Source organism: Pseudonocardia sp., from assembly GCF_025465255.1.
In the GTDB taxonomy this organism is placed as follows: Bacteria; Actinomycetota; Actinomycetes; order Mycobacteriales; family Pseudonocardiaceae; genus Pseudonocardia.
The window spans coordinates 20,199-33,625 of the sequence record NZ_JAODNI010000112.1; the positions used below are offsets into that span (position 1 = coordinate 20,199).

Annotated in this window: 11 protein-coding genes and 1 pseudogene; 2 read left to right on the plus strand and 10 right to left on the minus strand. The window is 71.3% G+C overall.

Annotated elements, in window-relative coordinates; all coding sequences use genetic code 11:
• The first annotated feature begins 58 nt into the window (after window positions 1–58).
• Window positions 59–1,141 carry a methyltransferase domain-containing protein gene (locus tag JWP64_RS12710; RefSeq protein WP_297496108.1) on the plus strand — a complete coding sequence of 361 codons (1,083 nt, stop codon included), beginning with the start codon at window positions 59–61 and terminating at the stop codon, window positions 1,139–1,141.
• On the opposite strand, the gene JWP64_RS12715 is transcribed toward JWP64_RS12710, so the two are convergent.
• Both JWP64_RS12715 and JWP64_RS12720 read right to left on the minus strand, forming a co-directional pair.
• Window positions 1,107–2,024, minus strand: a complete 918-nt coding sequence (locus JWP64_RS12715) for a 3-keto-5-aminohexanoate cleavage protein (protein WP_297496109.1) — start codon at window positions 2,022–2,024, stop codon at window positions 1,107–1,109. The genes JWP64_RS12710 and JWP64_RS12715 overlap by 35 nt on opposite strands.
• A 37-nt stretch (window positions 2,025–2,061) precedes the next feature.
• A complete protein-coding gene (locus JWP64_RS12720; protein WP_297496110.1) occupies window positions 2,062–5,541 on the minus strand; it encodes an indolepyruvate ferredoxin oxidoreductase family protein in 3,480 nt (1,159 codons plus the stop codon).
• Between the two features lie 108 nt (window positions 5,542–5,649).
• Here JWP64_RS12720 and JWP64_RS12725 point away from each other — a divergent pair, with 108 nt between their 5' ends.
• Window positions 5,650–6,090 carry an Lrp/AsnC family transcriptional regulator gene (locus JWP64_RS12725; protein ID WP_297496111.1) on the plus strand — a complete coding sequence of 147 codons (441 nt, stop codon included), beginning with the start codon at window positions 5,650–5,652 and terminating at the stop codon, window positions 6,088–6,090.
• A gap of 561 nt (window positions 6,091–6,651) precedes the next feature.
• On the opposite strand, the gene JWP64_RS12730 is transcribed toward JWP64_RS12725, so the two are convergent.
• From JWP64_RS12730 to zwf, 8 genes and pseudogenes are all read right to left on the minus strand, one after another.
• On the minus strand, window positions 6,652–7,299 hold the full coding sequence (locus tag JWP64_RS12730; RefSeq protein WP_297496112.1) for an HAD-IB family phosphatase: 648 nt from the start codon (window positions 7,297–7,299) through the stop codon (window positions 6,652–6,654).
• A gap of 87 nt (window positions 7,300–7,386) precedes the next feature.
• Window positions 7,387–8,841 (minus strand): nicotinate phosphoribosyltransferase, encoded by a 1,455-nt coding sequence (locus JWP64_RS12735; RefSeq protein WP_297496113.1) that lies wholly within the window; start codon window positions 8,839–8,841, stop codon window positions 7,387–7,389.
• A gap of 259 nt (window positions 8,842–9,100) precedes the next feature.
• Window positions 9,101–10,108, minus strand: coding sequence for a LacI family DNA-binding transcriptional regulator (locus tag JWP64_RS12740; RefSeq protein ID WP_297496208.1), 1,008 nt, complete (start codon window positions 10,106–10,108; stop codon window positions 9,101–9,103).
• Window positions 10,109–10,145: 37 nt separating this feature from the next.
• Window positions 10,146–10,463 (minus strand): glutamine amidotransferase, encoded by a 318-nt coding sequence (locus tag JWP64_RS12745; RefSeq protein WP_297496114.1) that lies wholly within the window; start codon window positions 10,461–10,463, stop codon window positions 10,146–10,148.
• 24 nt (window positions 10,464–10,487) lie between these two features.
• Window positions 10,488–10,774, minus strand: a pseudogene (locus JWP64_RS31495) (glutamine amidotransferase); the annotation flags it as partial.
• Window positions 10,771–11,295, minus strand: coding sequence for a pyridoxamine 5'-phosphate oxidase family protein (locus tag JWP64_RS12755; RefSeq protein ID WP_297496115.1), 525 nt, complete (start codon window positions 11,293–11,295; stop codon window positions 10,771–10,773). The gene JWP64_RS12755 and the pseudogene JWP64_RS31495, both read right to left, overlap by 4 nt.
• Window positions 11,295–11,720: a cupin domain-containing protein gene (locus tag JWP64_RS12760; RefSeq protein WP_297496116.1), complete on the minus strand. Its 426-nt coding sequence runs from the start codon at window positions 11,718–11,720 to the stop codon at window positions 11,295–11,297. The genes JWP64_RS12755 and JWP64_RS12760 overlap by 1 nt, the downstream gene beginning before the upstream one ends.
• Window positions 11,721–11,894: 174 nt before the next feature.
• The gene (gene zwf / locus JWP64_RS12765) at window positions 11,895–13,394 is read right to left on the minus strand and encodes a glucose-6-phosphate dehydrogenase (RefSeq protein ID WP_297496117.1); all 1,500 of its coding nucleotides are present in this window, start codon (window positions 13,392–13,394) and stop codon (window positions 11,895–11,897) included.
• Window positions 13,395–13,427: the final 33 nt, after the last annotated feature.

Genomic DNA, 13,427 nt, shown 5'->3' on the forward strand with positions numbered 1-13,427 from the left:
AAGCAGGCCGGCCGCTTCGACGCGGGACGGCCCGCCCCCGGCAGGGCATGCTTAGCCCATGACCACCTCGGACACCGTCGTCCCGGACCGTCGCAAGGTCCGCGAGTTCGCCCGCCACCTCTTCGGCGTCTACACCAGCGGGGTCCTCACCTTCATGATCGACCTCGGGCACCGGACCGGCCTGTTCGACGCCGCAGCGGCCGGCCCCACCGACTCCGCCGGACTCGCCGAGCGGGCCGGGCTGGAGGAGCGCTACGTCCGCGAGTGGCTCGGGGCGATGGTCACCGGCGGGATCATGACCTTCGACGCCGGGTCCGGGCACTACACGTTGCCCCCCGAGCACGCCGCGGCCCTGACCGGCGACGGGTCCAAGAACATGGCTCCGATGGCGGCCATGGTCCCGCTGCTGGGCCGCAACCTCGACGGGATCGAGGCCGCCTTCCGCACCGGCGGCGGCGTTCCCTACTCCGCGTTCAGCCCGCACTTCACCGGGGTCATGGACCAGCTGAACCGCCGGCCCCTCGACGAGCTGCTGATCGACGCCTGGCTCCCGCTCGTCCCCGGCCTCGCCGAGCGGCTGGCGGCCGGGGCCCGCGTCGCGGACGTCGGCTGCGGCACCGGGCACGCCCTGGTCCTGCTCGCCGCGGCCTTCCCTGCGTCGACCTTCACCGGGTACGACATCGCGGAGGACGCCCTCGACCGCGCTCGCGCCGAGGCGGCCGCGGCCGGCCTGGAGAACCTCACCTTCGAGGTCACCGACGTGGCCGCGTTCCGCCCGGCCGAACCGTTCGACGTCGTGTTCGCCATCGACGCGGTCCACGACCAGGCCGATCCCGCCGCCGTCCTGCGCGGCGTCCACGACGCGCTGGTGCCCGGCGGCACGTTCGTCATGGTGGACATGGCCGCGTCCAGCGATCTGGAGGCGAACGTCGGCAACCCCTTCGCCGCCTGGATCTACTCGATCAGCACCCTGCACTGCATGACCGTCTCCCTCGCCCACGACGGCGCCGGGCTCGGCGCGGCCTGGGGCCGGGAGCTCGCCACCCGTATGCTCGGCGACGCCGGGTTCGGCGAGGTCACGGTGCAGCCGGCGCCGGGGCAGGCGCTCAACCTGATCTATTCGACGCAGCGGCCGGCCTGAGCCCGAGGATCCCGCGGGTCTCGCCGATCGTCGCCGGCCGTGTCCCGAGCCGGTCGAGCAGCTCCAGCACGCCCCGCAGCAGGTCGGTGTTCGACGGCGCGCCCGGACCCGCGTAGTCCTCCAGCCCGACCCGGAGGTGGCCCCCGCGCCGGACGGCCTGCTCGGCCAGCCCGGACGCGAGCACATCGCCACCCAGCACCGCGACCGACCAGGGCAGGCCCGACGGCTCGAGCAGCTCGAGGTAGGCGTCGAGGGCCTTCTCCGTCGGCGGGAGCCCGAACTCGAGGGCGCCGCCGAAGTACAGCTTGACGATCGCGCCCGCCGGGAGGCGGCCGTGCCGGTGCAGGGTCAGGGCGGTCCGCAGGAACCCCGGTTCGAAGATCGAGATGCTGGGCGCGGCGCCGAGCGCGGCCGTGCGGGTGCACATGTACTCGGTGTCCGCGATGCTGTTCTGGTATGGCTCCGTAGCGGCCGCCGGCGGGCACGTCCCGTCGGACAGCAGTCCGACGTTCACCGACCCGGGGTCGACGAGCGTCAGCCCGCCCATCCGCCGCCGCGCCAGCTCCTCGACGTGCGCCCACCGCCGCTCGACCGGGATCCCGCGCGCGCCCGCCGCCATCGTCGGGTAGAGCAGCATGTCCGGATGCCGGTCCAGCACCGGCTGCCAGGCCTGCAGGTAGGGCTCGACGGCGTGCACCCCGTCGTCGGTGAACATCGGCTCGTCGTTGTGGTTGTGCGCGATCGTGGCCCCGAGGTCGATGCACGCGAGCACGTCCTCGGTTATCTCCGCGGGCGTCCGCGGGACGTGCGGGTTGCGACGGCGTGGCGTCGTGCCGTTGACCGCCACCTCGACGATGACCGGGCCGGGGTTCTGCGTCGCCATGGCGACAGCATGAGGCGTCCCGGGCTCGCGTGCGTGATCAGCCGGTCCCGGTGATCACGGCGAGGAGGGCGCTCGCCTTCTCCCGGAAGCGCTCGACCGCGGCCAGCTTGATGTCCTCGTAGCCGCGCACGAGGTCCGGCAGCCCGGCGAGCTCGACGACCTGCTCCGCGCTCCCGGCGTCGAGGTGCTCCAGCGCGGTGTGCACCAGCCCCTGGTACTCGGCGACGAGCTCGCGCTCGACCCGGCGCACCTTCGCGTAGCCGAAGACGTCCAGCGGGGTGCCGCGCAGGCCGCGGACGGCCCGCAGCGCGCGGAAGGTGACGTCCGCGGTCCGGCCCTTCAGCCGGATCTTGCGCGTCATCCCCATCGCGCGCAGGACCGGCGGGTGCAGCAGGACCGAGACCGCCGCGTCCGGGCCGAACTCGGCGTCCCGGCGGGCCTTCTCGACCGGATCCAGGTGCAGCCGGGCGACCTCGTACTCATCCTTGTAGGCGAGCAGTTTGTGCAGGCCGATGGCGTACGCGAGGCCGATCCGCTCCCCCGTCGCCGCGCCCGTGCGGTCGGCCGCGATCAAGGTGACCCGCCCGACCTCCGCGGCGTAGCGGCGGGCCAGCGCCTCGTCCTGGAAGCCCTCGAGGTCCGCGACGCGAGTGGCGAGCACCGCCTCCAGCTCCCCGGCGACGCCCGTGGCGCGGGCGATCTGCGCGGCCGCCACGCCGACCTCCACCGTCGCGCGGGCCTGCGGCGTGGCGGCGGCGAGGACGGCCTCGGCGTCGATCACGGCGGCGCGGCCCCAGCGGAACGCGGCGAGGGTCTTCTCGACCGCGGCGCCGTTGAGCCGGATCGCCTCCTCGATGGCCTCGGCGGCGATCGGGACGACGCCGTGCTGGTAGGCGGCCCCGACCAACAGCATGTTCGTGGGCATGTGGTCGCCGAAGAGGGCCTCGGCCAGGCGCTGCGCGTCGAGGTAGAGGTTGTCCCCGCGGCGGGTCACGGTCTCGATCCGCTCGAGCGAGTCGGCCGGCGAGCCCGGCAGGGCGACCCGGTTGGTCACCATGGCGGCGGTCGGCACGATCGCGGTGTTGACGACGGCGACGGTGTGTCCGGGCAGGGCGACGGCGAGGTTCGACGCGTCCGCGGCGCCGAGCAGGTCGAAGCCGACCAGCACGTCGGCCGTGGCCCGGGAGGCGCGCAGCGAGCCGGTGACCGGCGCCTTCGCGATCCGGATGTCGGAGACGACCGGGCCGCCCTTCTGCGCGAGGCCGGTCTGCTCCAGCCCGGCGGCGAACAGGCCGTCGAGGTGCGCGGCCATCTGCAGGACCTGCGAGATCGTGACGACGCCGGTGCCGCCGATGCCGGGCATTCGCAGCAGCGTCGTGTCCCCCGCCAGGCGCGGCGCGGGCTCGACGAGCTCCACCGGGAGCGCCGGGACCTCACGGCGGGCCCGCGTTCCCGGCTCGACCAGCAGGAACGACGGGCAGTCGCCCTTGAGGCAGGAGAGGTCCGAGTTGCAGGACGCCTGGTGGATCCTGGTCTTGCGGCCGAACTCCGTCTGATGAGGCTGCACCGACAGGCATGTCGACTTGTCGCCGCAGTCCCCGCACCCCTCGCACACCCGCTCGTTGATCACGACCTTCTGCGCCGGGGTGGGCAGCCGGCCGCGCTTGCGCAGCCGGCGCTCCTCCGCGGCGCACCGGTCGTCGTGGATCAGGACGGTGACGCCGTCGAGGGCCGTCAGCTCGGCCTCGGCCTCCGCGAACTCGTCGCGGTGCCGGACCGACGCGATCGGGTCGAGCGCCACGCCGCGGTACTTCGCCGGGTCGTCCGTGGTGATCGCGATCCGCCGCACGCCCTCGGTGGCGAGCAGCCGGGTGATCTCCGGGACGGACAGCCTGCCGACGGCCTGCTGCCCGCCCGTCATCGCGACGGCGTCGTTGTAGAGCAGCTTGTAGGTCATCGTGACCCCGGCCGCGACGGCCGCGCGGATCGCGAGGGAACCGGAGTGGTGGAACGTGCCGTCGCCGAGGTTCTGGACCAGGTGACGGTCGTCCGTGAAGGGGGCCAGGCCGATCCACTGGGCGCCCTCGCCGCCCATCTGCGTCATGCCGACCTGGTTGCCGCGGCCCTCGCCGTCGAGCGCGACCATGGCGTGACAGCCGATCCCGACCCCGACGAGGGTGTCGTCCGAGGCCCGGGTGGAGGTGTTGTGCGGGCAGCCGGAGCAGAAGTAGGGGGTCCGCGCGGCGCTCTCGGCCACGGGGAGCGCGATCCGGGACGGCTTCGCCGGCGCGATCGCCGACAGGTGGACCGCCGCCGTTCGGGGCAGTCGGTCCGTCCCGATCCGGGCGGCGAGGGCGCAGGCCACCTCCTCCGCGCCGAGCTGGCCGCGGGCGGTGAGCAACGGGCGTCCCGTCTCGTCCCGGCGGCCGACGACGTTCGGGGCGCCCGGACGCCGGTAGAGCGCCTCCTTGAGCTGGCCCTCCAGGAACGGGACCTTGTCCTCGACGACGAGGCACTCGTCGAGGTCGCCGGTCATCTCCGCGAGCTGGCCGCCGTCGAGCGGGAAGGGCATGTCCAGCTTGATCAGCCGCAGGCCGAGGTCCTCCATCGCGCCCTCGTCCAGGCCGAGGTCCTCACAGGCCCTCTGGACGACGGCGTAGCCGGTGCCCGAGGCGAGGACGCCGAGGCGGGCTCGTCGCGCGGAGAAGGCGATCCGGTTGAGGCCCGTTTCCCGTGCGTACTGCCGGGCGAGGTCGAGGCGGCGCGTCAGCATGTCGTGCTCCGCGTCGAGTGCGGCCGGTCCGACGAGCGCGGACGAGGTCGGGCGCAGCGTCGACGGCGGCTGCGGGACACCCCGGCGCAGGGCGGTCACGTCGATCGTGGCGGACGCGTCGGCGATGTCCGCGACGATCTTGAGGCCGGTCCAGAGCCCGGTCGCCCGGGACAGCGCGACCGCGTGCAGGCCGAGCGAGAGGATCTCCGGGACCGTGCCGGGGGCGAGCAGCGGCATGACGAGGCTCTGCACCATCGGCTCGCACGAGCTGGGGACGGTGGAGGACTTGCTCGCCGGGTCGTCGCCGATCCATGCGACCGCGCCGCCGAGCGTCGCGGTGCCCACGAGGTTGCCGTGCCGGATGGCGTCCGCGGCCCGGTCCAGGCCGGGGTTCTTGCCGTACCAGAACCCGGTGACGCCGTCGTGCCGCCGGCCGGGGACGCGACCGAGCAGCTGGGTCCCGGCGACGGCGGTGGCGGCGAGCTCCTCGTTGACGCCGGGCCGGAAGACGACGCCGGCCGGGTCCAGGAACTCCGCGGCGCGCGCCATCTCCATGTCCACGCCACCCAGCGGCGAGCCCTGGTAGCCGGAGACGAAGACGCCCGTGTCCAGGCCGCGGGACGCGTCGAGGCGGCGCTGCTCCAGCGTCAGCCGCACGAGGGCCTGGATCCCCGAGATCAGGACCCGACCGGACTCGGCGGCGTACTTGTCGTCGAGGGACACGGACGTCGTGGTGGCGGTCACGTGGGAATCAGAACGGAACCGGCGGGAACGGCACAAGCAAGTCCCCGGTTATCGCCCTTCGCACGCAAAGTTCTCCTCCGTAGTCTGCCGGCGAGGAGAGGAGTTTGCGTGAGCGAGGTCGACGAGACGGACCACCGGTTGCTGGCGCTGCTGCAGGAGGACGGACGCCGGACCTATTCGGAGATGGCCGGCGTCGTCGGGCTGTCGGTCGCGGCCGTGAAGCGGCGTGTGGACCGGCTCCGCGAGATCGGCGTGATCACGGGGTTCACCGTGCAGGTGGACCACGCCAAGCTCGGCTGGGGCGTCGAGGCGTTCACCGAGCTGCGCTACGCCGGAAGGACCGGCGTCGGCGAGATCGTCGCGACGGCGTCGACGGTGCCCGAGGTGCAGGCGATCTACACGATCGCCGGGGACCCGGACGCGCTCGTGCACGTCCGCGTCCGGGACATCCCGCATCTGCAGACGGTGATCGACACCCTGCGCCGCGCCGGGACCGTCACGGGGACGAAGACGCTGATGGTGCTCGGTTCGTGGACCCGGGAGAGCTGAGCCCACGCGCGCGTTGTGATGTCACGCGCTGTTCAGCCTGACGCGCTCCGTCGACCGGCGCGGGTCGAACCAGGACGCGCGCGTGATTCAGAGCGTGAAGGCACGGCGGAGGCGGGCGGCGATGGGCCCGAAGACGTCGAGGTCGCCCCAGGTCCAGCGGACGACCGTCAGGCCCTCCCCGCGGAGCTCGTCCTCCCGGAGTTTCTCTCGGTAGACCGCCTCGGCGGGGTCCTGTCCGGGCTTCAGCGACCTGCCGTACTTCGTCCGGCCGCGTGATGCCCACCCGACCCGATGCGGATGACGTGCACACGGTCCAGCGGCACCGCCCAGACGTCGAACCCGTGGAGGAGCGCCGCGGTCACGTGGCCGACGACCGATCCCGCGGCCAGGCGCGGAACCACGGCGCGGACACCCAGCACGCGCCGGGTCTCCGCCGTTCGGTGGCACGTGCGCGGCCGTTGGCGCGCGTGAGGCTGGAGAACGCGCGTCGTGGAGTCCCGATACCTCCGGGCGACACGGCCAGGACGGCCCCGCGCCGTACCCGCCACCGCGGCCGGCGGCTCAGGACCGGTTCCCCGCAGCCGACTGCTCGAGCAGGCCGCGCCCGAGCGCGTACGCCTCCCGCAGGTCGGGCCCCTCGTAGACGACGGCGCACCGGTCCCGCAGGACGGGCGCCGGGTTGACGCCGACGGTGTGCCACAACCGGTCGAAGAGCAGCACGTCCGACGTCGAGTCCCCGTACGCGACGCAGTCGGACTCGGCGACGCCCAGCTCGTCGAACAGCCGCAGGGTGATGTCGACCTTGTGCTGCACCGTCAGAAGCAGGTCGTCGCCCGATCGCCCGCCCGGCACGACGCCGGCACCGAAGGTGTGGTGCGCTCCCCAACCCTCCAGCCGCCGCACGAAGAAGTGCGGGGACTGGGAGATCACCGCGCTGTGCTCGCCGCGGGCGGCGATGTCCGCGAAGACCTCGCGGACGCCGCCGATCCACGCCGCGGCCGCGAAGGCCTCGTCGAGCTCGGCCTCGGTGGCGTCCGCCCACAGCGGCAGCACGCTGTCCCAGAAGTCGACGTCGCTGATCTCCTTGCGCAGCCACGCCTGCTCGACGGCGTTCGCGGCGTCGTAGGAGCCGAGGTAGCGGGACAGCTCGACCGTCGCGGCTCCGCGGAGCAGGGTCCCGTCCATGTCGAACACGTGCAGCCGCGTCACGGCTCTCCTTGCCTCGTCGTTCACCTGGGCCGGCGCCCACCGCAGCCGAGGGGGTGCCGCGGCGGACGCCGGTGCATCAGGGCCGGCTCACGCGGAGACGGCCATCTCCGACGACACGGTCCGCATCGGGCCGACGACGTCGATGTAGTACGACTCCGGAACCTCGGCCTCGCTGTTCGCGACCAGCTCGGTGAAGTCCCACTTCTTGAGCAGCTTGCCGTTGCGGAACACCGGCTGCAGCACGTTCTCGGACTCGGGGATCGAGCCCTTCGGCACCGTCGTGTACACGCCGTTCTCGTGCTTGAGCGCGAGCCGGCCCTTCTTTGACGCCTTGAAGGCCGCGCCCGTCGGGTTCTTGGCGATGTCCCGCCACTCCCCGTTCACGCGGACCGCGGAGGCCTTCTGGCCGAAGTTCATCGTGTCCCGGTTCCAGTGCTGCAGGAGTCCGCCGCCCATGCCGAACACCGCGTTCTCCGCGGACATGCCGCGCCGCTCGAGCTCCATGTAGATCTCGCGCAGGCTGTCGAACGTGACGCCGTCGCCCTGCACCGTCCGGACGAACGGCGGCAGCACCTTGTAGCCCTTGGAGTTGACCTCGAAGCCGAACGCGTCCATCAGCCACTGGGTGGTGTCCGCGGTGACCTGCACCGGATCCCCCGAGTCCGGGCGGACGCCGACGAGGCCGGGGAAGTTCCGGACCATCTCCTTGAGCTCGCCGCCCAGAATGTTCTTCACGCAGTTCTCGTGGTCGTAGGTGTCCGTGAGGACCAGAGCGCAGCCCTCGGGCGCGAACGTCTCCAGCATGTTGCGGATCGCGCCGACCTCGTCGTCCGCACCCCAGGCGCAGAAGCCCGCGTGCTCGGAGTTCGGGCCGGAGTTCGAGATCTTCCCGGCGTTGTAGTAGCGCTTCGCGGCGAGGATGCCGGGGACGGTGTCCGACTGGTCGAAGTTGACGAGGTGGGCGAGGCCGCCCAGCGCCGCGGACTGCTGGGAGCTGACGCCGCGGGCGCCGTAGTCGTGGAGCATGAAGCGCAGCAGCTCGGGGTGGTCCGAGGTGTGGGCCAGCGCCTCGCGGATGACCTGCTTGGACAGCCAGCTCACCGTGCCGATCGTCGTCGGGTACCAGACGGCGCGCAGCAGGGCGGTCTCGAAGAAGCTCGTGGCCCAGAAGTACTTCGGGTCCGTGTTGATCACCTGGACCAGCACGTTGCGCGAGGGCACGACGGTCCCCTCGGGGACGGCCTCGATCTCCACAGGCAGGTAGCCGCCGTGGTCGTTGAGGATGCCCAGCCAGTTCTCCCGGTTGAAGTGCATCCCCTGCTCGCGGACGACGAACTCGGCCTCGTCGATGTCGTCGAGAGTGATCGGCTTCATCAGCTTCTCGCGCAGGTAGGCCTGCAGCCCGACGAACATCGTGACCGGGAACTCGCCCCCGCGCGACTCGATGTAGCTCGAGACGTACTCGGTGCCCTTCGGGTACAGCGGGTAGTGACAGTGCTTGTAGTTGTCCGTGTCGATGATCAGGTTGTCGAGATACCCCATGGAGAGAACCCACCCTTGTTCTGGAGAGAGTCGTTTCTGTTCCCGGAGACGAACTCGTCGGGGCCTGCCGTACATCGGCCCTGACCCGTGCCGGTGTGCACCGGAGCCACCATGGCGCACCGTGCGAGCGCGGGCCAGACATCGCGAAGGACACTAACATGATCGTAACGTTTCTACTATGGATGCAACACTGCTGAACAGCGCAAACACGATCGCAGAATCACCCTGAGAAGAGTGTGAGAGTGGACGGTGGAATCGATTATTTCGACGCTCCGGCCGGTGGGGCCACCGAGTCCCGTAGCTGCACCGTCGCCGGGAGCAGTCCGACCGACCCGCTGTCGGAGTTCTCGAGCAGGTCGAACAGGGCCGTCGCGGCGCGGAAGCCCATGTCGTGCGCGGGCTGCCGCACGCTCGTCAGCCGCGGGGTGAGCAGTGCCGAGAGCGGCAGGTCGTCGAACCCGACGACGCTGACGTCCTCCGGCACCCGCAGCCCGGTCGCCTTGCAGTGCTCGATCACGCCGATCGCCATCATGTCGTTCGCGCAGAGCAACGCCGTGGGCCGCTCGTCCGCGGGCCCGGCCAGGGCCTCCGCCGCGAGCGCCGCACCCGAGGCCTGCCGGTAGTCCCCCGCGTAGACGGGCACGGAGTCCGGGTCGATCCCGGCCCCCGCGCAGGCCTCCCGGTAGCCCGCGAGCCGCTGCTGCGCGGTCCAGAGCGCCGGTGGCCCGCCGATCACGGCGATCCGCCGGTGCCCCTGCGCGAGGACGTGCGCGGCGACCTCGCGGGCCCCCTTTCGGGAGTCGCAGACCACGGCCGGGAGCTCGAGGCCGGGGATCTGCTCGTCGACCAGGACCACCGGCCCCGACCGCGCGAGCTCATAGATCGACGCCGGCATCGAGCCGGTGCCGGACAGGTAGATCACGCCGTCCACCCGCTGGCTGCGGAGCAGCTTGGCCTGCTTCTCCTCCGGCTGCTCGGCGGCCTCCGGCACCACGAGGACCACCAGGACGTCCCGCGCCGACGCCGCCCGCTGCACGCCCTCCGCCACCATCGCGAAGAACTGGTTGGTCAGCTCGGGCACGACCATCCCGATCGTCGACGCCGAGCGGCGCTTGAGGTTGCGCGCGGACTCGTTCGGCGAGTACTCGAGCAGGCGGACCGCGTCCAGGACGCGGTTGCGGCGCTCCGGGGCGACCGGACCGCTGTCGTTGAGCACGTAGCTCACGGTGCTGACGGACACGCGCGCGTGTTCCGCGACGTCCTTCATGGTGGGCCGACGACGGGGCGTCAACTCAGGGGCCTCCTCAGCCGTGGGCGCCGGCGGACACCGGCGTGACCGTCCGCGAATCGCTCCCGACCCGGGCCGCCCAGGACAGTATCGACGTCCAGAGGCTCGCACAGTGCGCCCACTCCACGAACTCCGGCGGGGCCCAGTGCGGGGCCAGGTCCGAGGTGAACGCGGCGACCCGGCCCCCGCCGTACCCGCCGACGACGAGCAGCGGGTCCTCACCGGCACGGGCGACGACCGTCGCGCCGGGCTTGGCGACCACCCGGTCGAAGCCGAGCACCGACGGCCACCGGGCGAGCGCGCCGCCGCCCCCGCCGACGTGGTCCCCGAGCACGGTGAGCTTGTTCGGCGACCGTTCGGAACGCAGGAAGGTCTCGTCCGGGATCAGGAACGAGTTCGACCCGATGTCCGAGAGGACGACGACGTCGAACGCGTCGAGCTCCTCGGCGGTCTTCGGGAGGCGGGCGGAGATCTCGTGCCCGCGGACGTAGGTGACCGCGAAGCCGCCTGCTCGAGCGCGGCGAGGACGACGTCGGCGCCCTCCTCGTACTCGGTGGTGTGGAACCGGTCGAAGCCCTTCATGTGGATCGTGTGCCTGATCCAGGACTCGCCGGCGACCAGGACCCGCAAGGTGTTGCGGCTCATACGATCCGGTCCCCCACGTGGGCGGGCAGCGTCCGCGTCTCGGGCATGGCGATCGTCGTGATCTCGCGCATGTCCCAGCCGATCATCTTCGTCGGCGCCAGCTCGTAGTAGCGCCGGCCCGCGACCTCGCCGAACTCCAGGTACTGCTCGGCGTAGGGGTGCCCGACGTGGAAGTACTTGTCGTACACCAGCTGCGCCAGTGTCTCCTCCAGCGCCTCGTCCGTGACCTCGTGCATGGTGCCGGTGATGCGGACACCGCTCACGGTGGCGTACTCGTCCCCGCCGTCGACCAGCGCCGACAGCGCGCGGCCGGCGGTGAAGTTCGCGCCGTGCCTGCTCGCCGCGTCGATCGGGATGTAGAGCTTCTTCTCGTGCACCACCATCCACAACGGGGAGAGGTAGATCGAGCCGTCCTCGTTGAGGGTGGCGACCCGGATGGTCTTCGCCCTGCTCAGGTAGGCCCAGCGCTTGTCCCCGCGCAGAGGCTGCCAGGTGCTGGCGGTGACGGGTGCGACGGCCATCAGAGTCCCCCGGTTTCCGAGATCCGCAGTGCCCGGAGCTCACGGCTGTAGTCCGCGGCGTCGGCGACACCGACCTTGGGCGACGGGCCCGAGGTCCAGAAGAACGTGTAGGCGACGCCGGTCGCCTCGAGCGTGTACTCGTAGCCGGCGGGCAGGTAGATGTGCTCGCCCTCGACCGCCTCGAGCACGATCGAGCGGCCGGCTGCGTCCTCGACGACCAGGTGGATCTTCCCCTTGAGCACGAAGTGCGTCTCGTCGAAGTCCTTCTGGTCCCAGCGGTAGGGCAGGTGGTCCGGTTCGCCGTAGCAGTAACCGTGGCGGAAGTAGCGCGCGTCGTCCCGCTCGCGGGACAGGAAGATGTTGGTCTCGATGCCGGTGTTGAACTGCAGCCGCGGCATCTTGTCGATCTCGTCGGGCACGATCACCCGGGGGTAGCGTCGGGCGTTCGGGGCGGCCGGATCATAGTGAGCCACAGTGCCCTCCCTTCGGAAGAAGACCGGAGAATAGGACCGTAATCGGTTCTTGTTCTGGGCGATGAAGTCGGAACGCGCAGTTGACGCGCATTGGAGACGTTTCTCGCCGAGCCCCTACGGGGCAGCTCAGACCTTCTTCTCCCGCCAGCCCCGCTCGAACGGCAGCCGCCACGCGTTCGGCGCGATGAGCTGGTGGATCGCGTTCGGGCCCCAGGTGCCCGGGGGGTACATCTTCACCGGCGGCGGGTCCTCGAGCAGCAGCGCCGAGCGCTCCCAGAGGGACTCGATGCCGTCGGCCGTCGTGAAGAGGGTGTGGTCCCCGCGCATCGCGTCCAGGATCAACCGCTCGTAGGCCTCGAGGACGTCCCCGGCCCGCTCGGTCTCCTGCGTGGAGAACTGCATCGACAGCTTCTCCAGCCGCATACCCGGCCCGGGGCGCTTCCCGTAGAAGGAGAGCGAGACCCGGGAGGACTCCGCGAGGTCGAACGTGAGGTGGTCCGGCCCCTGCGAGCCCACCCCGGACCCGGCGGGGAACATCGTCCGCGGCGCCTCCTTGAAGGCGATCGAGATGATCCGCATCCCCTCGGCCATCTTCTTGCCCGTGCGCAGGTAGAACGGGGTTCCCGCCCACCGCCAGTTGTCGACGCCGACCTTGAGCGCGATGAACGTCTCGGTCTCGGAGTCCCGGCTGACGCCCTCCTCCTCGCGGTAGCCGCCGTACTGCCCGCGCACCGCGTCCCCCGGGTGGATCGGCAGCATCGAGCGGAAGACCTTGTTCTTCTCCTCGCTGATCGCCCGCGGCTCCAGGGCGGTGGGCGGCTCCATCGCGACGAACGCCATCACCTGCAGCAGGTGGGTGACCACCATGTCCTTGTAGGCGCCGGTGGACTCGTAGAAGTTCGCCCGCTGGTCGAGGCCGAGGGTCTCCGGGATGTCGATCTGCACGTGGTCGATGAAGTTGCGGTTCCAGATCGGCTCGAACAGCCCGTTGGCGAAGCGGAACGCCAGGATGTTCTGCGCCGCCTCCTTGCCCAGGAAGTGGTCGATCCGGAAGATCTGCGACTCGTCGAACGCCTCGTGCACGAAGGCGTTGAGCCTGATCGCGCTGGCGAGGTCGTTCCCGAACGGCTTCTCCATCACCACCCGGGAACGGGACACCAGGTCCGCGTCGCGGAGCATCGTGACCACGGCCTGCGCCGCCTTCGGCGGGACGGAGAGGTAGTGCAGCCGCAGCGCGTCCTCCCCCAGCAGGGACTCGGCCTCCTTGACGGCACCCGTCAGGGCCTCCGGCCCGGCGCCCTGGGGCACGTAGGTGAGCCGGTCCGAGAACTTCGCCCACGTCTCGTCGTCCATCGCGTGAGTGCCGAAGCTCGCGACCGCGGCCCGGGCCAGCGTGCGGAACTCCTCGGTGCCGATGTCCTCCATCGCGGTGCCGACCACGCGGATGTCCGGGGCGAGCGAGGACTGCATCAGGTACGCCATGCCCGGGATCAGCTTGCGCTTGGCGAGGTCGCCGGTGGCGCCGAACAGCACGATGACGTGCGGGGCCAGCTTTTCCTGTTCACGCATGTGGGGCCGCCCGCTCGGGTCCGGGTAGGAGATGGTCTGGGGACGGTTCTCGGCCACGGTCGATCCTCCTGCGGATGCTGGGCACGGAAA

Bases quoted from the DNA above. Each gene is read 5' to 3' on its own strand.
- JWP64_RS12755 (WP_297496115.1), bottom strand. From the start codon at position 11,295: ATGGCCGTCGCACCCGTCACCGCCAGCACCTGGCAGCCTCTGCGCGGG.
- JWP64_RS12740 (WP_297496208.1), bottom strand. From the start codon at position 10,108: ATGAAGGACGTCGCGGAACACGCGCGCGTGTCCGTCAGCACCGTGAGC.
- JWP64_RS12735 (WP_297496113.1), bottom strand. From the start codon at position 8,841: ATGGGGTATCTCGACAACCTGATCATCGACACGGACAACTACAAGCAC.
- JWP64_RS12715 (WP_297496109.1), bottom strand. From the start codon at position 2,024: ATGGCGACGCAGAACCCCGGCCCGGTCATCGTCGAGGTGGCGGTCAAC.
- JWP64_RS12710 (WP_297496108.1), top strand. From the start codon at position 59: ATGACCACCTCGGACACCGTCGTCCCGGACCGTCGCAAGGTCCGCGAG.